The sequence below is a fragment of the Streptomyces sp. NPDC001480 genome, from assembly GCF_042894725.1.
Classification (GTDB): domain Bacteria; phylum Actinomycetota; class Actinomycetes; order Streptomycetales; family Streptomycetaceae; genus Streptomyces.
The window spans coordinates 138,905-162,116 of sequence record NZ_JBIAVX010000004.1 but is presented as its reverse complement, the minus strand read 5'-3'; the positions used below and the strand labels follow the sequence as shown (position 1 = coordinate 162,116).

Below are 23,212 nucleotides of genomic sequence, written 5' to 3'. Positions count from 1 at the left end.
ATGGCAGCGATCGATCTCGACACGTATGTGAAGGGTGTGCTCGACGGGAAGCGGGCGATCGTGGCCCGCGCGATCACGCTCGTCGAGTCCACCCGTCCGCAGCACCGGGCGCTGGCGCAGGAGCTGCTCACCGAGCTGCTCCCGCACAGCGGCCGGGCGCGGCGGATCGGCATCAGCGGAGTGCCGGGCGTGGGCAAGTCGACGTTCATCGACGCGTTCGGCACGATGCTGACCTCGCTGGGGCACCGGGTGGCGGTGCTGGCCGTGGACCCGTCCTCGACCCGCACCGGGGGCTCGATCCTGGGCGACAAGACCCGGATGGACCGGCTGGCGGTGGACCCGGCGGCGTTCGTGCGGCCCTCCCCCAGCGCGGGCACGCTGGGCGGGGTGGCGAAGGCGACCCGTGAGTCCATGGTCGTGATGGAGGCGGCGGGCTACGACGTGATCCTGGTGGAGACCGTCGGCGTGGGCCAGTCGGAGACCGCGGTGGCCGACATGGTCGACTCCTTCCTCCTGCTGACCCTGGCCCGTACCGGCGACCAGTTGCAGGGCATCAAGAAGGGCGTCCTGGAGCTGGCCGACGTGATCGCCGTCAACAAGGCGGACGGCCCGCACGAGCGCGACGCCCGCGCCGCCGCCCGTGAACTGGCGGGCGCGCTCAGGCTGATGCACGGCAAGGACGCCTTCTGGACGCCGCCCGTGCTCAGTTGCAGCGCGCGTGAGTCGGCCGGCCTGGACACCGTCTGGGAGCGGCTCGAACAGCACCGCACGCTGCTGGACTCCACCGGACGGCTCACCGCCAAACGCCGTGACCAGCAGGTCGACTGGGCCTGGGCGATGGTCCGCGACGAACTCCTCGGCCGGCTGCACGCGGATCCGGCGGTGCGCGAGATCGCGCCCGGTCTGGAACAGGCGGTCAGGGACGGCTCCTTGACGGCGACGCTGGCGGCCGAACGGATCCTGGGGGCGTTCGAGGGGACGGCCGGCGAGTCCTGACGACGACGGGATCCCGGTGGTGCCACGCCCGCACGACGGCCGCGTGCCGGTCAGCCCCGCTCGGCCCGTACCGGCGTGCCGGCCGGGGCGCGGTGGCCGGTGAGCTGCTTGAGGGCGGCCGCGGAGGCGGAGCCGGGTTCGGCGGTGTACAGGCAGATGATCTGGTCGGGGTGTACCCACCCTGATGGCGCGGGTGGCGCCGGCCCGCTACGGGCGCGGCTTCACGGTCTTCATCGTGAAGTGCGAGGTGACGTTCTTGATCCGGGGGATCGTCATGACCCGTCGGCTGAGGAACGTCTCGTACGCGGGCAGATCGGCGACGGCCACACGGACGAAGTAGTCGGGGCTGCCGAACAGCCGCCGCAGCTCCAGCACCTCCTCGGCCCGCGCCAGGGTCTCCTCGAAGCGCTCGACCGTCTCCGCGTCCTGCGCCTCGAGACTGAGGTCGATCAGGACCTCGAAGGAACGGCCCACGGAAGCGGGGTCGATCACGGCCCGGTAGCCCTGGATGACACCGTCCGCCTCCAGCCGCTGCACCCGGCGCAGACACGGCCCGGTGGTCAGCCCGACCCGCTGGGCCAGCTCCACGTTGGTCAGCCGCCCGTCCCGCTCCAGCTCGGCAATGATTGCTTTGTCGATCGCGTCCACAGAGAAAATATTGCACGCCAGTCGCGCGGCGGGGCAATATTCGCAACCACATGTCACGGCTTCTGCGGGACGATGGACCTGTGCAACAAGACGTGCTCCCCCGCTCGACGGCACCGGAGGCCACGGCCACCCGCCGGACACGGATATCCGAGGGCGTCCGCGACTCCTTCTCGGCGGGCCTCGGCATCTTCCCCCTGGGCATCGCCCTCGGCCTGCTGATCATCCAGGCCGGACTGCCCTGGTGGCTCGCCCCCGCCCTGTCCCTGGCCGCGTTCGCCGGCTCTCTGGAGCTGCTGCTGGTGGGCATGATGGCCACCGTCACGCCGCTCGCCGCGGTCGCGCTGACCGTGCTCGTGGTCAACTTCCGGCACGTCTTCTACGCCTTCTCCTTCCCGCTCCACCTGGTCAGGCATCCGGTGGCCAAGGCGTACGCCGTCTACGGGATGATCGACGAGGCGTACGCCGTCAGCACCGCCCTGCCCGAGTCGGAACGCTCCGCACCCCGCCTGCTGGCCATGCAGATCGCCTGCGAGGCCTACTGGGTCGGCGGCGGGCTGGTCGGCGTCGCCCTGGGCTCGGCCCTGCCGACGCCCGTCAAGGGCCTGGAGTTCGCGCTGTGCGCCCTGTTCACCGTGCTCACCCTGGACGCGTTCCGCTCCCGCGCGGAGCTTCCCTCGCTGCTGCTCGCGGGCGCGAGCGTCACCGTCGCGCTCGTCCTCACCCCGGGCACGGCCATGTTCACCGCGCTGTTGCTGTTCGCCGGCCTGCTCCTGGCCCGCCACTTCACCACGCACACCGCGGACCGGAACGTCGCCGATGCCTAGCACCTCGTACCTGATCTCCGTCCTGGCGATCGTGTTCACCATCACCCTCGCCCTGCGCGCGGTGCCCTTCGCCCTGCTCGGCAGGCTGCGCGACTCGGCGATCGTGCGACGGCTGGCCGTGTGGATGCCGGTGGGCATCCTCGCGATCCTCGCGGTGACCGCGCTGCACGGCACGATCACGACCGACCGGCACGGCACCTGGTACGCGCTGCTCGCCATCGCCGTCACGATCGCCGTCCACCTGTCCTTCGGCCGGCGCACCATCCTCAGCGTCGGGGCCGGCACGGCCCTGTACGTCGTACTGCTCAACGCCCTCTGACCCGCACGCTCTGAACCACCAGGAGAAGCGCCGTTGCACCCCGGAAGCTACTTCGAGCCCATCGACGAGCACCGCTACAAGCCGACGCCGCACGCGGGCGGTGCCTGGGACCCGGACGAGCAGCACTTCAGCCCGCTGGGCGGACTCGTCGTCCACGCCATCGACCGCCACCGCGCCGCCGGTCCGGACGACGGCCTGCTCCTCTCCCGGATCAGCTACGACATCCTCGGCCGGCTCGCCCTCGACGAGTGCGAGATCGAGGTGGACACCATCCGCCCCGGACGGACCATCGAGCTCCTCGAAGCGGTCGTCCGGATCGCCGGCCGGCCGGTCGTCCGGGCCCGCGCCTGGTTCCTGGCCGGCCTGGACACCGCCGCCGTCGCGGGCGGCCCGGACAACCGACTCCCCGCGCCGGAGTCGCTCGCCTCCTGGCCGATGTCCGAGGTCTGGCCCGGCGGCTACATCGCCTCCCTGGACGTCCGCCCGGTCCAACCGCCCAGGCCGGGCCGTACGACCGCCTGGGTCTCCACGCCCCTCGACCTGGTCACCGGCGTCCCGGCCGGCCCGCTCGCGTCGTACCTCGCCCTCGTCGACACCGCCAACGGCATAGCCGTCCGCCAGCCACCCACCGCGTGGATGTTCCCCAACGTCGACCTGACGGTCCACCTCCACCGCCGACCACGGGGCCCCTGGACGGGCCTGGACACCACGGTCACCTTCGGCCCCACCGGCCAGGGCCTCACCAGCACGGTCCTGCACGACGTCGACGGCCCGGTCGGGCAGGCGCAGCAGATCCCCACGGTCCGGCCCGCGCCGGGGTCCTGACGAGCCCGGCGGGCCGCCACAGCGGAGGACTGGAGTAAGACGGTGCCCGCCGGGCATCTGCTTGTTCGGGCTCGTCCGGCAGCCCGAGGCGTTCTGCTCCTGGTCGCAGTGGGGGGATTCGGCTTGATACTCGACGGTGTACCGGCACCCCCTGCTGACGGCGCCACCCCTGACACGGCAGCACGCAAGCAGCGCCTGCGCCGCCGCCTGGAGCGACTGATAGGCGTGGCCGCCACCGAAGGCAATGACCTGGTGCCGTTGCGCAACGGTGACGAGATCTTTCCCGCGATGCTCGGGGCGATCGGTTCGGCCCGGCACACCATCGACTTGATGACGTTCGTGTACTGGCGGGGCCAGATCGCCCACGACTTCGCCGTCGCCCTGGCCGACCGCGCCCGCGCGGGGGTGCGCGTGCGACTGCTGCTCGACGGCTTCGGCGCCAAGGAGATAGAGCGGCGGTTGCTCGATCTCATGAGCGCCGCGGGCGTACACGTGGCCTGGTTCCGCAAACCCGTGTGGCTGTCACCGTTCAAACAGAACCACCGCTGCCACCGAAAGGCCCTCATCGTCGATGAGGAGACCGCTTTCACCGGGGGCGTCGGCATCGCGGAGGAATGGTGCGGCGACGCCCGCAACCCCGCCGAGTGGCGCGACACCCACGTCCAGGTGCGCGGTCCGGCCGTGGACGGCATCGCAGCGGCGTTCGCCCAGAACTGGGCCGAGTGCCACGACGAACTCTTCGACGACCGTGACCGCTTCACGGAACACCCGCAGGCAGGCTCGTCGGTGGTGCAGGTCGTCCGCGGCTCCGCGAGCCTCGGCTGGCAGGACATGCAGACGCTCATCCGCGTCATGCTCACTTCCGCCGAGGAACGCTTCCGGCTGGCCACCGCGTACTTCGCTCCCGACACCTATTTCATCGACCTGCTGTGCGAGACCGCTCGGCGCGGCGTGCGGGTCGAGATCCTCCTGCCCGGCCCCCACACCGACCAGCGCGCCTGCCAACTGGCCGGTCAGCACCACTACACGCGTCTGCTGCGGGCGGGTGTGCACATCCGTCAGTACCAGCCGACCATGATGCACGCCAAGATCATCACCGTGGACTCGGTCGCGTCCCTCATCGGATCCACCAACTTCAACCGCCGGTCCATGGACCACGACGAGGAGGTCATGCTCGCCGTCCTGGACGAGACGTTCACCGCCACACTCGACCGCGACTACGAAGCGGACCTGAAGCACAGCGTGGACATCGACCTCACTCGGTGGAGACGACGGGCACTCCTGCAACGCGCCGGAGAAACGGCAGTCGCACCGCTCCGCCGCTTCCTGTGAGCCGATTGGCGCGCCCGGCGCGAAGGAGTCGGGTGCCGCGGTCGGGACCCGCCGACGCTCTTGCCGAATCGCGGGTCAAGCCCCCTTTACGGCCGGCTCCGGAATCGCCACGCACTCCACATGATGCGTCATCGGAAACACGTCACAAGGTGTGTGGACGGGAGAATCTGCGGGTCACATGGGCCTGCCTTGGGCGCGGGCTGTGAGGCGGCCGGAGCGTCAAATGAGCGTCATCTCTGACGAACTTTTTCTCCTCCTTTGGCGGGTACACCGGGCTGTCCGCGTTTCTGATGCCCGTGGCCGTCATGTTGCTGCTCGGGCGGCAGGTCAGCTGCTGGAGGCGCTGCGGGATGCCCGGCGCAGCGCTCGCCACCGGGCCGCCCGGGCCGACCCGGTGGGCCGGTGGGCCGGTGGGCCGGTGGGCCGGTGGGCCGGTGGGCCGGTGATGGGGCTGGACATCAGGACCGACTCGTAGACGAGTTTCACCTCGTGCACATCGGCGTCCGCCCCGGACGCCTGCCCGGGTGTGGCTCAGGCGTCGATGATGACCGGGATGATGAGGGGCTTGCGGCGGTGGGTGCGGAACGCCCAGTTCGCCACGGCCCGGGCGAGGAGCTGTTCGAGTTGGCGCGCGTCCCCGACGCCTTCCTCGGCCGCGGTGGCCAGGGTCTTCTCGATGACGGGGACGACCGGCTCGAAGGTGGCGTCGTCGTGGACGAAGCCCCGGGCCAGGAAGTCGGGGGCCTCGGCGAGCGCGCCGGTGTCCGCGTCGACGATCGCCACCACCGTCACCACGCCTTCGGAGGCGAGGGTGAGGCGGTCCTTGAGGGAGGCTTCGGTGGCGCCGCCGACCTCCATGCCGTCTACGTAGACGTTGCCGGCGGGGACCTTGCCGGTGATGGACGCGCGTCCGTCGACCAGGTCGACGACGACGCCGTCCTCGGCGATGACGACCCGGTCGGGGCCGACACCGGTGCGGATGGCGAGGTCGGCGTTGGCCCGCAGGTGGCGCCATTCGCCGTGCACGGGCATGACGTGGCGACGAAGACGGCGTCCTGCTCCTTGGCCTGCCGGTACGCCACTTTGAAGGCCGCCATGCCCGTCGCGTCGGGAATGAGGCCGACGGGGTAGGGAGCCGGCAGCGGCTGCATGAGAACCATCGTGCCAAGCGCGGGACGGCACGGACGTCGACACGGCAGGCGTGTGCCTCACTGGGCCTGGCGGGCCGCCGATGGGCAACCGGCGCGCTGGCAGGGCTCCGGCCCGGGACTGGTGGAACCGTTTCGGACAGAGAAGGACCCCAGCGTGGTGATCGCCGGGGTCCTTGCCCTGTGGGAGTCAGGGGCGCTCGTTTCAGGGACCGATGGTGGGGTCCAGTCGGTGGCGGGCCGGGAGCGTCGTCCGTGTCTTTGTGCCGGCTTCCGGTCAGGCTGAGGTTTTCGACTGCGGCTCGGGGCCTTGTGTGCGCATTTGCTCGTTGATGCGCTGCGCTTCTTCGAGTTGGTCTTCGAGGACGATGATGCGGCAGGCAGCTTCGATGGGGGTGCCCTGGTCGACGAGTTCGCGGGCACGGGCAGCGATGCGCAGCTGGTAGCGGGAGTAGCGGCGGTGGCCGCCTTCGGAGCGCAGAGGTGTGATCAGGCGGTGTTCGCCGAGGGCGCGCAGGAAGGCGGGGGTGGTGCCGAGCATGTCGGCGGCCCGGCCCATGGTGTAGGCGGGGTAGTCGTCGTCATCGAGAGGGGTGACGGCGCGGGAACTGCCAGGGGGCATAGACCTCTTCTTCCGGGGGACACGTCGGGGGGCCCGGGCGCCGTACTGGCACCCGGGCCCCGAGCTTTCAACACCATCTACCGGCGAACTGCGCCGGCCTTGTATGTCCGCAGGGTCCGCCTGGGAGGGCTGGACTGCGGGGATCGCGGATGCGTGACCGGGGACCACCTTCCAATCCGGGGCCTGCGGTACCCGGGCGGACTGCTTCCTCGCCCGGGCGATCCTGATGGCGTCTCGCTCCTTACCTTCGGTTACTCGGTGATACTGCTGGATACCGCGGGTACTGCTCACGACCCTCTTGGGCCGTGTCCTGCTTGACCTGCCGGCATGGCAGTTCGTGTCTGCCGTGCCCACTTCGACTTCCTGGGGTACGACAAAGACAATACCCCCGCGACGGGCCAACGTCTACTGTCGTCACGACAGGTTTTCTCCATGGTCAGTGCCTGGACTTCTTGCGTAGTCACACTCGGAAGAGTGCTGTCCCGGGTTGCCTCCCGGTTCGGCGATCACATGCTGAGCCTGGAGGCACAAAACCGGTCCAGGGTGGGGTGACAGCGCATGACCGCCATGGAGACCGGCCTTTACATCGGTACAGCCGTTGGCGCTGAGATTGCTCATGGCCCTGAGTTGAGGGCTGCCGCCGCCCCTGGCCGCCGAGGTACGCGTCAAACGGGCCATGGGATGTTCTTGTCCCGTGAATGATCCGCGGGGTTCCGGTGTGCGCGGAGGCTGGCTGGCCCGCTTCCATGAACGACGGCGGGAGCTCGTCGCAGCATGGGGCCGCGGCGGCGGTCGTTGGAGGAGGCTGCTCAGCGGGCGGCCGACTACCTGGAGGGAAGGTAGACACCTGCGCCAGGTTCCGGCGCCCAGGGACGGTCACAGCAGGCGGCCGGCCGGATCTCCGCCGGGGTCGTCGGCCAGCACGATGGCGGCCCTGACTCGCTTGCCCACCGGCTCCCCAGCCCCCTCCGGCGAGCACGGTGGCTCGGGCGGGTTGGCGGGCGGGGCGCAGGGTCGGGTAGGCAAGGGCCGGGCATGAACGATCCGCAGAGGAGGGTGACCCTGATGAACACAATGTTCGCAAACGCCACATCTGCCCAGTCCCACGCGGCCGTTGCCGACGCACGCGACACCGCACAAGCGTTCATCGAAGACCTGCGGCAGTCGACCAATGCCTCGAAGCACGCCCCTGGCTCGCAGCCGCCGCACATGCGCACCCCCGGCCTGCAGTGCGGCACTAGGGGAGCCGTATGCGCCCGTCTCGCCCGGTTGCGCCATCGTCCAAGCCGCCCGTGCGGGCCGGTGCATAGAATCCGATCCCATGTCGAAGCCTGACGAGCTGCTCGTTGCGATAGCCGCCCTTGTGGAGTCCGGGCAGAGCAATCAGATGTCCCTGACCGTGGTCACCAGTGGTGCTGTCATCACCGGTCGGCTGGCTCCGGAAGCCATGTGGAGTCAGAGGGTGTCGGAGGTGCTGACGGACTCCGCCGACCTGGGCGAGTTCTCCGCCGTCTTCGACAACCCCGCGAGGAAGGACGGACCGCCCACGCATCTGCATTTCCACGTCGCCCGGATCCTGCAGGGTACGGTGGGGATCCCGGAGACAGGCGGGATGTACCGCGTCGCGATCGAGGACGTCGGTGCCTGGACCGTGGGCGACTTCAGCTACTCCGACCATTGACTCACCGACCCACGGCACACAGAGGCCCCACCGACACGCTTCCGTTCTAGTGGTCGTCGCAGCACCCCGGTCCAAGGGGTGCTGCGATGGACTTCGAGATCCGGAAGGATCGGCGGCCTCAGGGGCTCAGGAGGTCGGACCCTGAGCGGGAGCTCTGATCGGAGAGCACCGCCTCGGCGATGCCGCACTCGGAGGCCCGGAGTCTCTGATCAGCGTGGCCAGCCATGTCCGGTCGCCGCCCGACTCGACGCACGGACCGCACAGTCCACCCCTCACCCACAACCTGACGCACCATCAGAGCGAGCGTCACATGAGCGTCAGAACTGCCTGGCGCGGACCCTGCGAAGACCGGGAGCACCACGCGCCCACCTCCCCCGTCACTGATCGAAGCCGCGGTCAGGGGCGTACGTCCGGCACGCGACCTGCTCCACGTCATGTACTTCGGAAAACAGGTCGAGCAGCACCGTCCACGCCTGAGAAACCCAAGAAAACCGCAGCTCAGAGCCTCTTCGTGGCCGGTTCCAAAATCGCCACGCACTCCACGTGCGACGTCATCGGGAACAGGTCGAACGCCCGCAGCGTCCGCACCCGGTATCCGCCCTCCCGGAAGTACGCGATGTCCCGGGCCAGCGCGGCCGGATCGCAGGCCACGTACGCGATCCTCCGCGCGCCCAGCGAGGCCAGATGGGCCACCGTTCCGCGGCCCGCGCCCGCGCGTGGGGGGTCGAGGACGATCAGGTCGACCTCCGTGATGCCCGTACGCGGGAGGACCGACTCGACCTTGCCCTGTTCGATGCGGACGCGGGGGAAGTCGGCGAGGTTGTGGCGGGCGTCCTCGACCGCGCGCTTGCCGGACTCGATGCCGAGGACCGCGCCCGTCTCGCCGAGGCGGTCGGCGAGGGCGCCGGCGAAGAGGCCGACGCCGCAGTAGAGGTCGAGGGCCATCTCGCCCTTGCGGGGCAGCAGGCCCTGCATGACCGCCGTGACCAGGGTGTCCGCGGCCTTGGGGTGGACCTGCCAGAAGCCGCCGGCTCCGACGCGGTGGGTACGGCCGTCCGCGCGTTCGCGGACGAAGGGGCGTCCGTGGACGCGGTGGACGCCGCCGGACCTCTCGTCGACCCGGAGGACGGAGACGGGCTTGTCGAGTTCGACCAGTGGGAGGCGGGCGCCGGGGCGCGGGGTGAGGACCACCTGGCGGTCCTGGGAGCCGGTCGCCGCGATCGCCTCGACCACGTCCATGCCGGTCCAGTCGCGCTTCTCGATGCCCAGCTCGCTGACGCCTGCCGCGGCGATCATGCAGTGGTCGATCCGCTCGACCTCGTGCGAGCGGTGGCGGCGCAGACCGGCGTGGCCGTCGGGGGCCACCGCGTACTGCACCCGCGTCCGCCACTGCGGCACCTCGCCGGCGGGCAGCTTGTCGCCCTCGGCGGGTACGACGGTGCCGTCCCAGCCGGCCTCCTGAGGGGTGAGTCCGGCCAGCCGCTGGAGCTGTTCGGCGATCACCTCGCCCTTGAGACGGCGCTGGGCGCCCGGCTTGGCGTGCTGCCAGTCGCAGCCGCCGCAGCGGCCGGGGCCGGCGTAGGGGCAGGGGGCGTCGATGCGGTCCTTGGAGGCCTCGATGACCTCGACGGCATCCGCGCGGAGGAAGCGTGCGCCCTCCTCGCCCTCCGTCACCCGGGCCACGACGCGCTCGCCGGGCAGCGCGTGCCGGACGAACAGGACCTGGCCCTCGGCGGTGCGGGCGATGCAGTGACCGCCGTGGGCGACGGGGCCGATCTCGACCTCGTACTCCTCCCCCACCAGCGACTTCTTCGGTTCTGCCTGCATGGTGGGGTGACTCCAGATCGGGGAGGGGCGGGGCGGCCCGCGGCGGGGGCCTGACAACAGCCCACCAGTCTACGTGCCGCCGCCCGGTCCCCGGCGCCCGCGTCAGTCCCTCGCGCTGGGCTGCTTCTCCGCGTGCGCCCGCTGCTCGGCCGGACCGCGGCGCACCGCACCCGGCGCGTTCCAGTCCTGCCGCCTGCGGGCCCGGAGCTTCGCCGCCTCGGAGGACTGCAACTGGTACGGGACCGAGGTCACCATGATGCCCGGCGTGAACAGCAGGCGGCCCTTGAGGCGCAGCGCGCTCTGGTTGTGCAGCAGGTGCTCGTACCAGTGGCCGACCACGTACTCGGGGATGATCACCGAGACCGCGTCGCGCGGGGACTCCTTCCGCAGCCCCTTGACGTACTCGATGATCGGGCGGGTGATCTCGCGGTAGGGCGAGTCCAGCACCTTCAGCGGTACGTCGATGCCGCGCCGCTCCCACTCCTCGCGCAGCGCCTTCGTCTCCGCCGGGTCGACGTTGACGGTGAGCGCCTCCAGGGAGTCCGAGCGCATCAGCTTGGCGTAGGCGAGGGCACGCAGCGCCGGGCGGTGAATCTTCGAGATCAGCACGACCGAGTGGACACGGGACGGCCTCAGGCTGTCGTCGCTCGGGCCCTCGGGAGCCGCGAGCTCCTCGGACACCCGGTCGTAGTGCTTACGGATCGCCGTCATCGTCACGTAGAAGATGCACATGCCGAGCAGCGCCACCCAGGCGCCGTGCGTGAACTTCGTGACGAGGACGACGACCAGCACCAGGCCGGTGAAGAAGGCGCCGAAGGCGTTGATCGCGCGGGAGCGCATCATGTGGCGGCGCTTGTTCGGGTCCTGCTCGGTGGTCAGGTGGCGGTTCCAGTGCCGGACCATGCCGGTCTGGCTGAGCGTGAAGGACACGAACACGCCGACGATGTAGAGCTGGATCAGGCGGGTGGAGTCGGCGCCGTAGATGACGACGAGCAGGGCCGCCGCGCCGGCGAGCAGGACGATGCCGTTGGAGAAGGCCAGGCGGTCGCCGCGGGTGTGCAGCTGGCGCGGGAGGTAGCGGTCCTGAGCGAGGATCGAGCCGAGGAGCGGGAAGCCGTTGTAGGCCGTGTTCGCGGCCAGGAACAGCACCAGTGCGGTGGCGGCGGCGAGCACGATGAACAGGAAGCTGCCCTTGCCGAACACCGCCTCGGCGACCTGGGAGATCACCGGGTTCTGGACGTAGCCGGAGCCGAGGGCGACGCCGTTGTGGATCAGGTCGGTGGCCGGGTTCTCGGCCATGCGGACGTTGGTCGCCATGGCCAGGGCGATGATGCCGCAGAACATGGTGACCGCGAGCAGGCCCATCATGGCCAGCGTGGTCGCCGCGTTCTTCGACTTGGGCTTGCGGAAGGCCGGTACGCCGTTGGAGATCGCCTCGACGCCGGTGAGCGCGGCACAGCCGGAGGAGAAGGCGCGCAGCAGCAGGAAGACGAGGGCGAAGCCCGCCAGCCCCTGGTGCTCGGCCTTGATGTGGTAGTCGGCGGTGGGGGCGCGCATGGTGTCGCCGAGGACCAGGCCGCGGAAGGCGCCCCACGCGATCATGATGAAGACGCCGCCGACGAAGACGTACGTCGGGATCGCGAAGAGCTTCCCGGACTCCTTCACGCCGCGCAGGTTCATCAGGGTCAGCAGCACGATCACCGCGGTCGCGCAGAACACCTTGTGCTCGACGACGAAGGGGACCGCGGAGCCGAGGTTCTCGATGCCGGAGGCGATGGAGACGGCGACGGTGAGGACGTAGTCGACGAGGAGCGCGCTGGCGACGGTGAGGCCGGCCTTGGGACCGAGGTTGGTGGTGGCCACCTCGTAGTCGCCGCCGCCGCTGGGGTAGGCGTGCACGTTCTGCCGGTAGGAGGCGACCACGGTGAACATCAGCACGACGACCGCGACCGCGATCCAGGGGCTGAAGTGGTACGCCGACACGCCCGCGATGGAGAGGACCAGCAGCACCTCGCCGGGGGCGTACGCCACGGAGGACAGCGGGTCGGAGGCGAAGACGGGGAGTGCGATGCGCTTCGGCAGGAGTGTTTCGCCCAGCCGGTCACTGCGCAGTGCGCGCCCGATCAGGATCCGTTTGGGCACGTCGGTCAGTTTGGACACGAGAGAGGATCGTAAGCCTTCGAACTGGCTGTCGCCCACCCGCCGTCTCGGTTATTCCCGACGAGTGAACTCACAGACGGTTGGAACTGCGGATTCCGTGGTCCGGTTGCCCACCGTGTCCGGATGGCAAACCCCCGCCTGCTCGCCGACCCTCGGAGGTTCAATGCCCGCGACCGCAGAGCTGATCGGTGCCGTGACCGCCCTCGCCGGCCTCGGAATCCTGACGCTGTGGAGCGTGCGCAGCATCACGCGACGGTGAGCGACACCTTGGCCGTTCCTTGGGTCAATTCTTGGGACGCCTTTGCCGAACGGCCTACTGTCGGCGCCTGCGGCTACGGTGGATGCGGGCACTGGAGAGTCGCGATCGGTACCCACGGGGGATCACCGGCGGGAATCCCCGGCATGATGTTGCCCGGCGGACCCGGCACGGGTCCCCCACCCGTTGCCCGGCGAGCCCGAGAGAAGGATATGAGCACGACGTTCACGCAAGTCAGCGGCCTAGCGAGGAGTGCGGAGTAGAACCGTGCACATCGTCATCATGGGCTGCGGGAGAGTGGGCTCCGCTCTTGCCCAGACCCTGGAGCAACAGGGCCATACGGTCGCCGTGATCGACCAGGACCCCACCGCCTTCCGCCGGCTCGGCCCGGGATTCGGCGGGCGCCGGGTCACCGGGGTCGGATTCGACCAGGACACGCTGCGCGAGGCGGGCATCGAGGAGGCCGGCGCCTTCGCCGCCGTCTCCAGCGGTGACAACTCGAACATCATCTCCGCGCGGGTGGCCCGCGAGATGTTCGGCGTGGAGAACGTGGCGGCCCGCATCTACGACCCCCGCCGCGCGGAGGTCTACCAGCGCCTGGGCATCCCCACCGTGGCCACGGTCCGCTGGACCGCCGACCAGATGCTGCGCCGCCTGCTGCCCTCGGGCGCGGAGCCGCTGTGGCGCGACCCCACCGGCGGGGTGCAGCTCGCCGAGGTGCACGCCTCGCCGAAGTGGGTCGGGCACAAGATCAGCAAGATGCAGGAGGAGACGGGCGTCCGCGTGGCGTTCCTGACCCGCCTGGGCGAGGCCATCCTGCCCACCTCGCAGACGGTGCTCCAGGAGGGCGACCTGGTGCACGTGATGATGCGGTCGGACGACGTCGAGAAGGTCGAGGCGGCGTTCGCCGAGGGCCCGGAAGAGGAGGGCGGTCACTGATGAGGGTCGCCATTGCCGGTGCCGGCGCGGTCGGCCGCTCGATCGCGGGCGAGCTGCTGGAGAACGGCCACGAGGTCCTGCTGATCGACAAGGCCCCGACCGCCATCTCGGTGGAGCGGGTGCCACAGGCGGAGTGGCTGCTCGCCGACGCCTGTGAGATCACGTCCCTGGACGAGGCGGCGCTCCAGCGCTGCAACGTCGTCATCGCCGCGACCGGCGACGACAAGGTCAACCTGGTCGTGTCGCTGCTCGCGAAGACGGAGTACGGCGTTCCGCGCGTCGTGGCCCGGGTGAACAACCCCAAGAACGAGTGGCTGTTCAACGAGTCCTGGGGCGTCGACGTCGCCGTCTCCACCCCGCGCCTGATGTCCGCCCTGGTCGAGGAGGCGGTGAGCGTCGGCGACCTGGTCCGGCTGCTCCGCTTCAGCCACGGTGACGCCAACCTCGTCGAGCTCACCCTGCCCGAGGAGTCGGCCCTGGCCGGCACCCAGGTCGGCGATGTCGAGTGGCCGCAGGACACCTCCCTGGTCACCATCATCCGCGGCAACCGTGTCCTCACCCCGTCCAAGGAGGACTCCCTGGAGCCGGGCGACGAGCTGCTGTTCGTGGCCGCGCAGGCCCGGGAGGAGCAGCTGGAGGACCTGCTGTCGGTGCGGCGGGAGGACGGCTGACGGTCTCGGGGAGAACCTCGAGCGACACGACGGTGGGGGCGCCCGGAGATTCCGGGCGCCCCCACCGTCGTGTCGCAGCCGTCCAGGGCCCGGCGTACCGCCGTCAGGCCTCGCGCCGGTGCCGGCCTCCGCTCGCCGCCTCGCCGCGCTCCGCGGCCGCCGCGGCCTGCCGCTCCTTCTCGGCCTGCTCCTCGGCCTCCATCTCCGCGAACACGTCGATCGGCGCGGGCGCCTTCGCGAGGAAGACCCAGGTGAGCCAGACGGCCAGCAGGAAGGGCGGGATCTTCAGGGCGATCAGCACCCAGCCGAGCTGCGCCGTGTTGGCCCACCAGTACAGCGGGAAGAGGATCGCGCACTTGGCCAGCAGGATCAGGCCCCAGGCCCAGCTGGCCTTGGCGTAGGCCCTCTTGCGGCCGGGATTGCGGGTACGCCAGGAGAGGTTCTCCTTGAAGACCGGGCCGAGGATCAGGCCGATCAGGGGCACTCCGGCGAGGGTCGTGACGATGTACGCCAGGGCCAGGCCCAGGGTGTACAGCATGCCGGGGAGGTAGAAGTCCTTGGCGTTGCCCGTGAACATCGCGAAGACGACACCGAAGGCGACGCCGAAGACACCGCTGAAGGCGTGCTTCACGGTGTCCTTCATGGCCAGCCGGACCACGACCAGGACCAGGGACACGGCCAGCGCGGCGATCGCGGACCAGTGCAGGTCCTTGTTGATCGTGAAGATGGTGACGAAGAGGAGACCGGGCAGGACGGTCTCGACCATGCCCCGGACACCGCCGAACGCCTCGAACAGCGCGGCCTCGGTCACCGCCCGCGCGTCGTCCGTCCGAGCCTCGTCCGCCTGTGTGTCTTCGGTCGGCTTGTCGAGTGACGTCACCGGCTACTCCCGTCCGAGGGGTCGCAGTTCGTACTTCGGGTTGAACAGCACGCGGCGGCCCCGGCTCATCGAGATCCGGCCCGACGCGATGAGCCTGCGCCCCGGTTCTATGCCCACGATGGAGCGCCTGCCCAGCCACACCACGTCCAGCGCGGCGGAGCCGTCGAACAGTTCGGCCTCCAGGGCCGGGACTCCGGCGCGCGGCCGCAGGGTGACCGTGCGCAACGTACCAGTTACGGTGACGATCTGCCGGTCCTGGCAGTCACCGATCCGGGTGCAGCCCGCGGTCTCGGCGTCCTCCCTGAGCTCCTCGGACTCCAGGTCCTCCTGGGACGAGGAAAGCCGGTCGAGCATGCGCCGGAACCGGCCGGCCGGCTTTTCGGAACGAGGAACAGCACTCATGCCAGAAAGCGTACCGGGGCCCACTGACGCCCACGTAATCCCGGCGGCGCCGCACCTCCCGCCGCACTTCTCGAAGCGGTGGCCCATCCCGGCCCGGTGATACCGCCTCCCCTGGGGGCGACCCCCGGGCCCCCGGCAGCGCGCGCCGCGACCGCGCCGCACCTCGCGAAGCGGCAGCCCGTCCCAGCCCCCTCACACCCCCCGGGCACCCCCAGCCCAGCAGCACCGCTGCCGCGCCTCACTTCTCGAAGCGGTAGCCCATCCCCGGCTCCGTTATGAAGTGCTTCGGGTGGGAGGGGTCCGCCTCGAGTTTCCGGCGGAGTTGGGCCATGTAGACGCGCAGGTAGTTCGTCTCCGTCCCGTAGGACGGGCCCCAGACCTCCTGGAGCAGCTGCTTCTGGCCGACCAGCCGGCCGGTGTTGCGGACCAGCACCTCCAGCAGGTGCCACTCGGTGGGCGTGAGACGGACGTCCTTGCCGCCGCGGTTGACCTTCTTCGCGGCCAGGTCGACGGTGAACTGCCCGGTCTCCACGGTGGTCACGTCGTCCTCGCCGGAGCCGACCGGCTCGGCCCGGCGGACGGCGGCCCGCAGCCGGGCGAGCAGCTCGTCCATCCCGAACGGCTTGGTGACGTAGTCGTCGGCACCCGCGTCCAGCGCCTCGACCTTCTCGTCGGAGGAGTGCCGGGCGGACAGCACCAGGATCGGCACCCGGGTCCAGCCCCGCAGGCCCCTGATGACCTCGACGCCGTCCATGTCGGGCAGGCCAAGATCCAGGACGACCACGTCGGGGTGGCGGGAGGCGGCGAGGTCGAGCGCGGTCCGGCCGTCGGGGGCGGCGTCGACCTCGTACTTGCGCGCCTTGAGGTTGATCACGAGCGCGCGTGTGATCTGCGGCTCGTCGTCGACCACCAGGACACGGGTCATGAAATCCGCCTTTCGCGGTGTGTGGTGCCTTCCCCCGCGGGGAGGAGCTCGGGACGCGGTCCTGCCGCGCGGAGGGTGAGGACCATGGTGAGGCCGCCGCCGGGTGTGTCCTCGGCGTTCAGGACGCCGCCCATCGCCTCGGCGAAGCCGCGCGCGACCGCGAGGCCGAGGCCGACGCCGGCGCCGCGCGGAGCGTCTCCGTACCGCTGGAAGGGTTCGAAGATGCGGTCCTTGGCCTCGTCGGGGACCCCGGGCCCGCGGTCCACCACCCGTACCTCCACCCGGTCGGCGATGGCACTGGCGGCGACCAGGACGGGCCGCTCCGGGGGGCTGTACTTGACGGCGTTCTCCACCAGGTTCGCCACCGCCCGCTCCAGCAGCCCGGGGTCGACGGCGACCATGGGCAGGGTCTCGGGGACGTCCAGCTCGGCGCTGCCCTCCGGGACGCCGCCCAGCGCCACCGGGACCACCTCGTCGAGGTCGATCTCGCGGATGAGCGGGGTGACCGTGCCGGTCTGGAGGCGGGACATGTCGAGCAGGTTGCCCACCAGATGGTCGAGCCGGTCGGCGCCCTCCTCGATGCCCGCGAGCAGCTCCGCCCGGTCCTCCTCGGACCACGCCACGTCGTCCGACCGCAGCGAGGAGACCGCCGCCTTGATGCCGGCCAGCGGGGTGCGCAGGTCGTGGCTGACGGCGGCCAGCAGCGCGGTGCGGATGCGGTTGCCCTCCGCCAGTTCCTTGGCCTGGTCGGCCTCCTCCTTCAGGCGCCTGCGGTCCAGCACGACGGCGGCCTGCGCGGCGAAGGCGGCCAGCACCCGGCGGTCCTCGGCGGGCAGCACCCGGCCGGTCAGCGCGAGCGCCATGTGGTCCCCGACCGGCATGTCCACGTCCGCCTCGTCCGGCCGCGCCACGGGCCGCCCGGCGCCCACCCGGCCCGCGCACGTCCACGGGTCGACGTCGCCGGCCCGTTCCAGCAGGGCCGCAGACTCCATCCCGAAGGTCTCCCGGACCCGCTCCAGCAGCTCCTCCAGGCCCGTCTCGCCGCGCAGCACGTTGCCCGCGAGGAAGGAGAGGATCTCCGACTCGGCGCGCAGCCGCGCCGCCTGGTGGGTGCGCCGGGCCGCGAGGTCCACGACGGAGGCCACGGAGACGCCGACGGACACGAAGATCACGATGGCGACGATGTTCTTCGGGTCGGCGATCGTCCAGCGGTGCAGCGGCGGCGTGTAGAAGTAGTTCAGCAGCAGGGAGCCCACCGCCGCCGAGGCCAGGGCGGGGAAGAGGCCGCCGAGCAGGGCCGCGGCCACCGTCACCGTCAGGAACAGCAGCATGTCGTTGGCGAGGCCCAGGTGGACGGTGTTGAGCAGTACCGCGAGGACCGCCGGGCCGACCACGCCGACCAGCCAGCCCCACACCAGCCGGGAGCGGCCGAGGCGGGCACCGCGGGCCACGGGCAGCCCGCGTCCCCTGGCGACCTCCTCGTGGGTGACGATGTGCACGTCGAGGTCGGGGCCGGAGTCCCGGGCGACCGTGGTGCCGACACCGGGTCCGAAGACGTACTGCCAGGTCTTGCGCCGGGAGGAGCCGAGCACGATCTGGGTGGCGTTGACCCCGCGCGCGAAGTCCAGCAGGGCGGCGGGGATGTCGTCGCCGACGACGTGGTGGAAGGTGCCGCCGAGGTCCTCGACGAGGGTGCGCTGGACGGCAAGTTCCTTGGGGGAGGCGGAGGTGAGCCCGTCGCTGCGGGAGATGTAGACGGCGAGCACCTCGCCGCCGGCGCCCTTCTCGGCCAGCCGTGCGGCGCGCCGGATCAGGGTCCGGCCCTCGGGGCCGCCGGTCAGGCCGACCACGATCCGCTCCCGCGAGCCCCATATCGCCGAGACCCGGTGCTCGCTGCGGTACTGCTTCAGGTACTCGTCGACCCGGTCGGCCACCCACAGCAGCGCCAGTTCGCGCAGGGCGGTCAGGTTGCCCGGCCGGAAGTAGTTGGAGAGTGCGGCGTCCACCTTGTCGGACTTGTAGATGTTGCCGTGCGCCATGCGGCGGCGCAGCGCCTCCGGGGACATGTCGACCAGCTCGATCTGGGCCGCCCGCCGTACCACCTCGTCCGGTACGGTCTCCTGCTGCCGTACGCCCGTTATGGACTCCACGACGTCGCCGAGCGACTCCAGGTGCTGGATGTTGACCGTCGAGACCACGTCGATCCCGGCGGCGAGCAGTTCCTCCACGTCCTGCCAGCGTTTGGCGTTGCGGGAGCCGGGGACGTTCGTGTGGGCCAGCTCGTCGACCAGGGCGACGGCGGGGGCCCGTCGCAGGACGGCGTCCACGTCCATCTCGGTGAAGCGGCCGCCCCGGTACTCCAGCTCCTGGCGCGGCACCCGTTCGAGCCCGTGCAGCATCACCTCGGTGCGCGGCCGCTCGTGGTGCTCGACGAAGCCCACCACGCAGTCGGTGCCCCGCTCGATCCGGCGGTGCGCCTCGGACAGCATGGCGTACGTCTTGCCCACGCCCGGCGCCGCGCCGAGATAGATCCGAAGCTTGCCGCGTGCCATGGCCCCATTGTCTTCCGGTGACTACCGCCTACGCAGCGTCGACCCTACGGCCATCGGTCCGGCGAACGGCGGGAGAACCGGTACGGGTGAGCATCCTTGACGCAACCCTGATGGGTGAACCGGCGCGTTCACCGTGCCCGGCGCACCGGTACGTGCGAGGGGCCGCACCCCGACCGGGATGCGGCCCCTCGCATGTCCGTACAGGGGCACCGCGGACGCGGGGCAAGGCCTGCCCTCTTCGCGCTGTCCCGCCGGAAGGCCCTAGCGGACCTCGGTGATCTCCGGCCCGCGCTGCAACTGCCCCATGCCGCCGGAGAAGCGGGAGCCGCCCTCGTCCTGCTGGAGGCCCTCGGGCACCATCTGGGCGTCGTTCGGCAGCTTCAGGACGATCGGGTCGCGAGGCGCCATCGGGCCCTCGCCACGCACCACGACGGTGTCCCGGAAGATCTGCTCGAGCAGCCCGGCCGCCTGCGGCTGCACCGCGCCCTGGCCCGAGATCACGCCGCGCAGGAACCAGCGGGGGCCGTCCACGCCGACGAAGCGGACGACCTGGAAACCGCCCGTGCCGTCCGGCAGCTGCACCGGCACCTGGGCGCGCAGCTCCCAGCCGAGCGGCCCCTCGACCTCGTCGATGATGCCACCCTGCTGGGTGATACCGGTCCCGATCTCCTCGCGTACCTCGCCCCAGATGCCCTCGCGCTTGGGCGCGGCGAAGGCCTGGAGCTGGATGGCGCTGTCGCGCAGTACGACGGTCGCCGCGACGATCGCGTCGCCCGCGACCTCGACCCTGAGCTCCATGCCGTCGACGCCCGGTACGAACAGGCCGCCCAGGTCCACCCGGCCCTCGGCCGGGTCGCGCACCTCGGAGCTGTCCCAGGGCCCGTCGGGCCGCGGCTCCGGCTCGAGCCGGACGCGCTCGCGCTCGGCCTCTTCGACTTCCTCGTCCGCCTCGGTGTCGACGTTGTCGACGACCTGCTCGGTCTCGCCGGCCGCGTCCTCGGCGGCACCCTTCTTCTTGCGACGTCCGAACACGTCACTGTCCTTCCCGGTCGGATACGACCGAAGCGTATCGATTCCCACCCGTCCGGCCGCCCTCGGCGGCCCGACCGTTTGTGCCGCTCACGTCGCCCACCGCGGCATGACCGCCGGTGGACCCGAAGCCCCCCTCGGCCCGCGCCGAGTCGGGAAGCTCCGCCACTTCCTGGAAGCGGACCCTCTCGACCTGCTGGACGACCAGTTGGGCGATCCGGTCGAAGCGCTCGAACCGTACGCTCTCGCGCGGGTCGAGATTCACCACGATCACCTTGATCTCCCCACGGTACCCGGCATCAACCGTCCCCGGGGCATTCACGAGGGCGACACCGCAGCGGGCGGCGAGACCGGATCGCGGGTGCACGAAGGCCGCGTACCCCTCCGGGAGGGCGATGGACACTCCCGTGGGCAGGACGGCGCGTTCACCGGGAGCCAGTTCGCACGCCTCGGTGGTGCGCAGATCGGCTCCCGCATCCCCGGGGTGCGCGTACGTCGGGAGCGGTACGTCGGGGTCGACGCGGCGGATCAACACGTGGACGGGGTCGCGGCCGGCGGGGGGCTCGGGGCTCACGGGGGTCACGGGTTCACCTCGAAGGCGCGGGCGCGCCGGATCCGGTCGGGGTCGTCCATGGCGGCCCGGATCTCCTCGGGCCGGCCGTTGTCGACGAAGTGCTGGACCTCGACCTCGATGAAGAGCGCGTCGGCGCGGACGGCGACGGGGCCGTCGGGGCCGTCGATCCGGCCGGTGGCGGTGGAGTAGATCTTCCGCCCGGCGACGGCGGTCACCTCGGCCTCCAGGTGGAGCGTGGTCCCCACGGGCACGGGCCGTACGAAGTCCGTCTCCAGCCGTCCGGTCACGGCGATGGTGCGCAGCAGCCAGTTCAGCGAGCCGAGGGTCTCGTCGAGGGCGGTGGCGAGTACCCCGCCGTGCGCGAGGCCCGGGGCGCCCTGGTGGGCCGGCTGCACGGTGAACTCGGCGGTCAGGGACACGCCCTCGCCCGCGCGGGCCGCCAGGCGCAGCCCGTGCGGCTGCTCGCCGCCGCAGCCGAAGCACTGGCCGTAGTGGGCACCGAGGAGCTCGCCGGGTGCGGGAGCCTCGGGGTGCCGGACGGGTTTCACGGCGTCGGCCGGGGGCTGAAGGACTGCGGAACCACCACTCACAGCCGCAGACCTTACCCGCGCGTCGGGGGTGTCCGTTCACCGTGCCAAGCTTGGCTCCATGCAGCTCTCCGCCGCCCCGTACGACGAACGTCTCACCGCTCCCCGCTCCTGGTGGCTGATCAGCTTCCTGGTGGGCGTCTCCTTCGCCCTGATCCTGCTGCCCTTCGGGCCCCTGCCGCTGCTCGGCGGCCTGGTCGGCGGCACGGCCGCGGCGGCCGTCGTCGCGAGCTCCTACGGCTCGGTCCGGATCCGTGTCGTGGGTGACTCGCTGATCGCGGGCGAGGCGAAGATCCCGGTGACGGCGCTGGGCGACGCGGAGGTCCTGGACCCGGAGGAGGCCCGGGCCTGGCGCACCTACAAGGCCGACACCCGCGCCTTCCTGCTGCTGCGCGCCTACATCCCCCGGGCCCTGCGCGTCGAGGTCACCGACCCGGCGGACCCGACGCCTTACCTGTACCTGTCGACCCGGGACCCGGAAGGGCTCGCGGCCGCGATCGCGGCCGCGCGGGAGGCCGTGGCGTAGGTCGCCCGGTCAGGCCCGGTCAGTCTTCGAGTTCCTTGGCGATGTCCCCGATCGCCAGCGGTTCCGCGGGCGGCTCGAGCGGGGGCAGCGCGGTCAGCTCGTCCCACGGCACCTGGATCTTGCGCAGGTCGGTCCGGATCCGTGCCGCCAGTCTCCTGGTGTCGCGGCGGTTCATGACCGCCCCGACGGCGGCGCCGACCATGAAGGGCATCAGGTTGGGCAGGTCGCGCACCGTCCGCTTCATGACCTGCTGGCGCAGGCGGCGTTTCATCGGGCCCCCGAGGGCCGTGTTGATCGTCGACGGCTTCATCACGTCGATGCCGCGCTCGTCCGACCAGGAGGCCAGATACGCGGTGCTGCGGGTCTTGAGACCGCCCGCCGGTCGTACGCCGTAGACGTCGTGGAGTTCGGCGATGAGCTTGAGCTCGATCGCCGCGACCCCGGTGATCTCCGCGGCCAGTTCGGTGGGCATCGCGGGCGGCACCGGCAGCATCGCCGCCGCACCGATCCCGGCCCCGACCGTGGAGGTCGCGTTCGCGGCGCCCGCCACGAGCTTGTCGGCGAGCTGCTCGGGCCCGAGGCCCGGGAATTGCCGGCGCAGCGTCGCGAGGTCCCGCACGGGGATCCGCGGGGCGATCTCGATGATCCGGTCGGTGACGTAGGCAAGCCCCGCTCTGGCGCGGCTGCCGCCCTTGCGGGTGCCTTCCCGGGCCCTTTCCCGGGCCTTCTCCCGGATCGCCGCGGCCCGTCGCAGAGCGACGGCCGCGGTTCGCCGTGCGGACGCCGGGAGGTCACTCCGGTCGGCCACCGGTTCGAGCGAGGCTCCCGTTCCGGGCGAGCCCCGCTCGTCGTCACGCGCGTCGTGCGGGCCGTCGGACGGCCCCTGGTCCGCTCCCGGCAGGCGGAAACGGCGCTTCCGAGGTGGGGTCGAGCCAGTCACGGCCGACCCCGCCTCAGTCGCAGTCGCGGCAGATCGGCTGACCGTTCTTCTCGCGGGCCAGCTGGCTGCGGTGATGCACCAGGAAGCAGCTCATGCACGTGAACTCGTCCTGCTGCTTGGGCAGGACCCGGACGGCCAGCTCCTCGTTGGAGAGGTCTGCGCCGGGCAGCTCCAGGCCTTCCGCGGCCTCGAACTCGTCGACGTCCACGGCCGACGCGCTCTTGTCGTTGCGCCGGGCCTTCAGTTCTTCGAGGCTGTCCGAATCGACGTCGTCGTCGGTCTTGCGTGGGGTGTCGTAGTCGGTTGCCATGTCGCTCTCCCCCTCTGGGTGTCTGCGGTGTCTCCAGCGCACGTAACGCGTGAGAGGCCGGACTTGTGCCCGACCCGAGGCGGAGATTTTGCCTCACATCAAGGTCTGTTACTCAATCGACACCCAACCGGACCCCTCAAGAGTGATCGGCTGGGATGGCGATGGGGACCGTACACGGTCCGGGTGCCGCACCTCAAAGGCATCTCACCGTGTACTTCCCGTGATCAGGACCCCCGAAA

Annotated in this window: 23 protein-coding genes and 1 pseudogene; 9 read left to right on the top strand and 15 right to left on the bottom strand. The window is 70.9% G+C overall.

The features are described from left to right. The gene (gene meaB / locus ACFY01_RS11090; protein ID WP_390735400.1) at positions 1 to 996 is read left to right on the top strand and encodes a methylmalonyl Co-A mutase-associated GTPase MeaB; all 996 of its coding nucleotides are present in this window, start codon (positions 1 to 3) and stop codon (positions 994 to 996) included. Between the two features lie 207 nt (positions 997 to 1,203). On the opposite strand, the gene ACFY01_RS11085 is transcribed toward meaB, so the two are convergent. Next, positions 1,204 to 1,644, bottom strand: coding sequence for an Lrp/AsnC family transcriptional regulator (locus tag ACFY01_RS11085; protein ID WP_390735399.1), 441 nt, complete (start codon positions 1,642 to 1,644; stop codon positions 1,204 to 1,206). An 80-nt stretch (positions 1,645 to 1,724) separates the two neighbouring features. Here ACFY01_RS11085 and ACFY01_RS11080 point away from each other — a divergent pair, with 80 nt between their 5' ends. The 4 genes from ACFY01_RS11080 to ACFY01_RS11065 all read left to right on the top strand — a co-directional run bounded on the left by ACFY01_RS11080 (position 1,725) and on the right by ACFY01_RS11065 (position 4,944). Beyond that, entirely contained in the window at positions 1,725 to 2,468 is a 744-nt protein-coding gene (locus ACFY01_RS11080; RefSeq protein WP_390735398.1) for an AzlC family ABC transporter permease, read from the top strand. Then, positions 2,461 to 2,787 carry a branched-chain amino acid transporter permease gene (locus tag ACFY01_RS11075; RefSeq protein ID WP_390735397.1) on the top strand — a complete coding sequence of 109 codons (327 nt, stop codon included), beginning with the start codon at positions 2,461 to 2,463 and terminating at the stop codon, positions 2,785 to 2,787. Before ACFY01_RS11080 ends, ACFY01_RS11075 begins: the two co-directional genes overlap by 8 nt. A gap of 33 nt (positions 2,788 to 2,820) precedes the next feature. Further along, positions 2,821 to 3,612 (top strand): thioesterase family protein, encoded by a 792-nt coding sequence (locus ACFY01_RS11070; protein WP_390735396.1) that lies wholly within the window; start codon positions 2,821 to 2,823, stop codon positions 3,610 to 3,612. A gap of 123 nt (positions 3,613 to 3,735) precedes the next feature. After that, a complete protein-coding gene (locus ACFY01_RS11065; RefSeq protein ID WP_390735395.1) occupies positions 3,736 to 4,944 on the top strand; it encodes a phosphatidylserine/phosphatidylglycerophosphate/cardiolipin synthase family protein in 1,209 nt (402 codons plus the stop codon). Between the two features lie 327 nt (positions 4,945 to 5,271). On the opposite strand, the gene ACFY01_RS11060 is transcribed toward ACFY01_RS11065, so the two are convergent. From ACFY01_RS11060 to ACFY01_RS11050, 3 genes and pseudogenes are all read right to left on the bottom strand, one after another. After that, the gene (locus ACFY01_RS11060) at positions 5,272 to 5,439 is read right to left on the bottom strand and encodes a hypothetical protein (RefSeq protein WP_390735394.1); all 168 of its coding nucleotides are present in this window, start codon (positions 5,437 to 5,439) and stop codon (positions 5,272 to 5,274) included. Between the two features lie 36 nt (positions 5,440 to 5,475). Then, positions 5,476 to 5,985 (bottom strand): annotated as a pseudogene (locus tag ACFY01_RS11055) (RNase J family beta-CASP ribonuclease); the annotation flags it as partial. Positions 5,986 to 6,369: 384 nt separating this feature from the next. Then, positions 6,370 to 6,714, bottom strand: coding sequence for a MerR family transcriptional regulator (locus ACFY01_RS11050; RefSeq protein WP_030176886.1), 345 nt, complete (start codon positions 6,712 to 6,714; stop codon positions 6,370 to 6,372). A gap of 1,321 nt (positions 6,715 to 8,035) precedes the next feature. Between ACFY01_RS11050 and ACFY01_RS11045 the strand changes: the two genes are divergently transcribed. After that, entirely contained in the window at positions 8,036 to 8,395 is a 360-nt protein-coding gene (locus ACFY01_RS11045) for a hypothetical protein (protein ID WP_390735393.1), read from the top strand. A gap of 498 nt (positions 8,396 to 8,893) precedes the next feature. Here ACFY01_RS11045 and ACFY01_RS11040 read toward each other — a convergent pair whose 3' ends face one another. Together ACFY01_RS11040 and ACFY01_RS11035 are read right to left on the bottom strand one after the other, a co-directional pair. After that, positions 8,894 to 10,222, bottom strand: coding sequence for a class I SAM-dependent RNA methyltransferase (locus ACFY01_RS11040; RefSeq protein ID WP_390735392.1), 1,329 nt, complete (start codon positions 10,220 to 10,222; stop codon positions 8,894 to 8,896). 102 nt (positions 10,223 to 10,324) lie between these two features. Next, positions 10,325 to 12,382 carry an APC family permease gene (locus ACFY01_RS11035; RefSeq protein WP_390735391.1) on the bottom strand — a complete coding sequence of 686 codons (2,058 nt, stop codon included), beginning with the start codon at positions 12,380 to 12,382 and terminating at the stop codon, positions 10,325 to 10,327. A 523-nt stretch (positions 12,383 to 12,905) separates the two neighbouring features. Between ACFY01_RS11035 and ACFY01_RS11030 the strand changes: the two genes are divergently transcribed. Both ACFY01_RS11030 and ACFY01_RS11025 read left to right on the top strand, forming a co-directional pair. Beyond that, positions 12,906 to 13,577: a potassium channel family protein gene (locus ACFY01_RS11030; protein ID WP_390735390.1), complete on the top strand. Its 672-nt coding sequence runs from the start codon at positions 12,906 to 12,908 to the stop codon at positions 13,575 to 13,577. Continuing rightward, positions 13,577 to 14,248 (top strand): TrkA family potassium uptake protein, encoded by a 672-nt coding sequence (locus tag ACFY01_RS11025; RefSeq protein ID WP_361439548.1) that lies wholly within the window; start codon positions 13,577 to 13,579, stop codon positions 14,246 to 14,248. Before ACFY01_RS11030 ends, ACFY01_RS11025 begins: the two co-directional genes overlap by 1 nt. 103 nt (positions 14,249 to 14,351) lie before the next feature. Here the strand turns inward: ACFY01_RS11025 and ACFY01_RS11020 are convergent, their stop codons facing one another. The 7 genes from ACFY01_RS11020 to ACFY01_RS10990 form a co-directional block, all read right to left on the bottom strand. Beyond that, positions 14,352 to 15,128: a DUF3159 domain-containing protein gene (locus ACFY01_RS11020; RefSeq protein WP_390735389.1), complete on the bottom strand. Its 777-nt coding sequence runs from the start codon at positions 15,126 to 15,128 to the stop codon at positions 14,352 to 14,354. A 3-nt stretch (positions 15,129 to 15,131) separates the two neighbouring features. Further along, on the bottom strand, positions 15,132 to 15,530 hold the full coding sequence (locus ACFY01_RS11015; protein ID WP_159536198.1) for an OB-fold nucleic acid binding domain-containing protein: 399 nt from the start codon (positions 15,528 to 15,530) through the stop codon (positions 15,132 to 15,134). A 238-nt stretch (positions 15,531 to 15,768) separates the two neighbouring features. Continuing rightward, positions 15,769 to 16,455, bottom strand: coding sequence for a response regulator (locus ACFY01_RS11010; protein ID WP_390735388.1), 687 nt, complete (start codon positions 16,453 to 16,455; stop codon positions 15,769 to 15,771). Beyond that, positions 16,452 to 19,007, bottom strand: a complete 2,556-nt coding sequence (locus ACFY01_RS11005) for an ATP-binding protein (protein ID WP_390735387.1) — start codon at positions 19,005 to 19,007, stop codon at positions 16,452 to 16,454. The genes ACFY01_RS11010 and ACFY01_RS11005 overlap by 4 nt, the downstream gene beginning before the upstream one ends. A 261-nt stretch (positions 19,008 to 19,268) precedes the next feature. Further along, positions 19,269 to 20,039, bottom strand: a complete 771-nt coding sequence (locus tag ACFY01_RS11000) for a DUF3710 domain-containing protein (RefSeq protein WP_390735386.1) — start codon at positions 20,037 to 20,039, stop codon at positions 19,269 to 19,271. Between the two features lies 1 nt (position 20,040). Beyond that, entirely contained in the window at positions 20,041 to 20,610 is a 570-nt protein-coding gene (gene dut / locus ACFY01_RS10995) for a dUTP diphosphatase (RefSeq protein ID WP_390735746.1), read from the bottom strand. A 5-nt stretch (positions 20,611 to 20,615) separates the two neighbouring features. Further along, positions 20,616 to 21,200, bottom strand: coding sequence for a PaaI family thioesterase (locus ACFY01_RS10990; RefSeq protein ID WP_390735385.1), 585 nt, complete (start codon positions 21,198 to 21,200; stop codon positions 20,616 to 20,618). A gap of 58 nt (positions 21,201 to 21,258) precedes the next feature. Between ACFY01_RS10990 and ACFY01_RS10985 the strand changes: the two genes are divergently transcribed. Then, on the top strand, positions 21,259 to 21,723 hold the full coding sequence (locus ACFY01_RS10985; RefSeq protein WP_390735384.1) for a DUF3093 domain-containing protein: 465 nt from the start codon (positions 21,259 to 21,261) through the stop codon (positions 21,721 to 21,723). Positions 21,724 to 21,742: 19 nt separating this feature from the next. Here ACFY01_RS10985 and ACFY01_RS10980 read toward each other — a convergent pair whose 3' ends face one another. Then, entirely contained in the window at positions 21,743 to 22,663 is a 921-nt protein-coding gene (locus tag ACFY01_RS10980; protein WP_390735383.1) for a hypothetical protein, read from the bottom strand. A 13-nt stretch (positions 22,664 to 22,676) separates the two neighbouring features. Next, entirely contained in the window at positions 22,677 to 22,973 is a 297-nt protein-coding gene (locus ACFY01_RS10975) for a DUF4193 domain-containing protein (RefSeq protein WP_003993510.1), read from the bottom strand. Between the last annotated feature and the right edge of the window lie 239 nt (positions 22,974 to 23,212).

Excerpts from the sequence above, each read along its gene's own strand:
- meaB (WP_390735400.1), top strand. The coding sequence starts at position 1 with ATGGCAGCGATCGATCTCGACACGTATGTGAAGGGTGTGCTCGACGGG.
- ACFY01_RS10975 (WP_003993510.1), bottom strand. The coding sequence starts at position 22,973 with ATGGCAACCGACTACGACACCCCACGCAAGACCGACGACGACGTCGAT.
- ACFY01_RS11040 (WP_390735392.1), bottom strand. The coding sequence starts at position 10,222 with ATGCAGGCAGAACCGAAGAAGTCGCTGGTGGGGGAGGAGTACGAGGTC.
- ACFY01_RS11015 (WP_159536198.1), bottom strand. The coding sequence starts at position 15,530 with ATGAGTGCTGTTCCTCGTTCCGAAAAGCCGGCCGGCCGGTTCCGGCGC.
- ACFY01_RS11025 (WP_361439548.1), top strand. The coding sequence starts at position 13,577 with ATGAGGGTCGCCATTGCCGGTGCCGGCGCGGTCGGCCGCTCGATCGCG.
- ACFY01_RS10985 (WP_390735384.1), top strand. The coding sequence starts at position 21,259 with ATGCAGCTCTCCGCCGCCCCGTACGACGAACGTCTCACCGCTCCCCGC.
- ACFY01_RS11010 (WP_390735388.1), bottom strand. The coding sequence starts at position 16,455 with ATGACCCGTGTCCTGGTGGTCGACGACGAGCCGCAGATCACACGCGCG.
- ACFY01_RS11075 (WP_390735397.1), top strand. The coding sequence starts at position 2,461 with ATGCCTAGCACCTCGTACCTGATCTCCGTCCTGGCGATCGTGTTCACC.
- ACFY01_RS11005 (WP_390735387.1), bottom strand. The coding sequence starts at position 19,007 with ATGGCACGCGGCAAGCTTCGGATCTATCTCGGCGCGGCGCCGGGCGTG.
- ACFY01_RS11045 (WP_390735393.1), top strand. The coding sequence starts at position 8,036 with ATGTCGAAGCCTGACGAGCTGCTCGTTGCGATAGCCGCCCTTGTGGAG.
- ACFY01_RS11050 (WP_030176886.1), bottom strand. The coding sequence starts at position 6,714 with ATGCCCCCTGGCAGTTCCCGCGCCGTCACCCCTCTCGATGACGACGAC.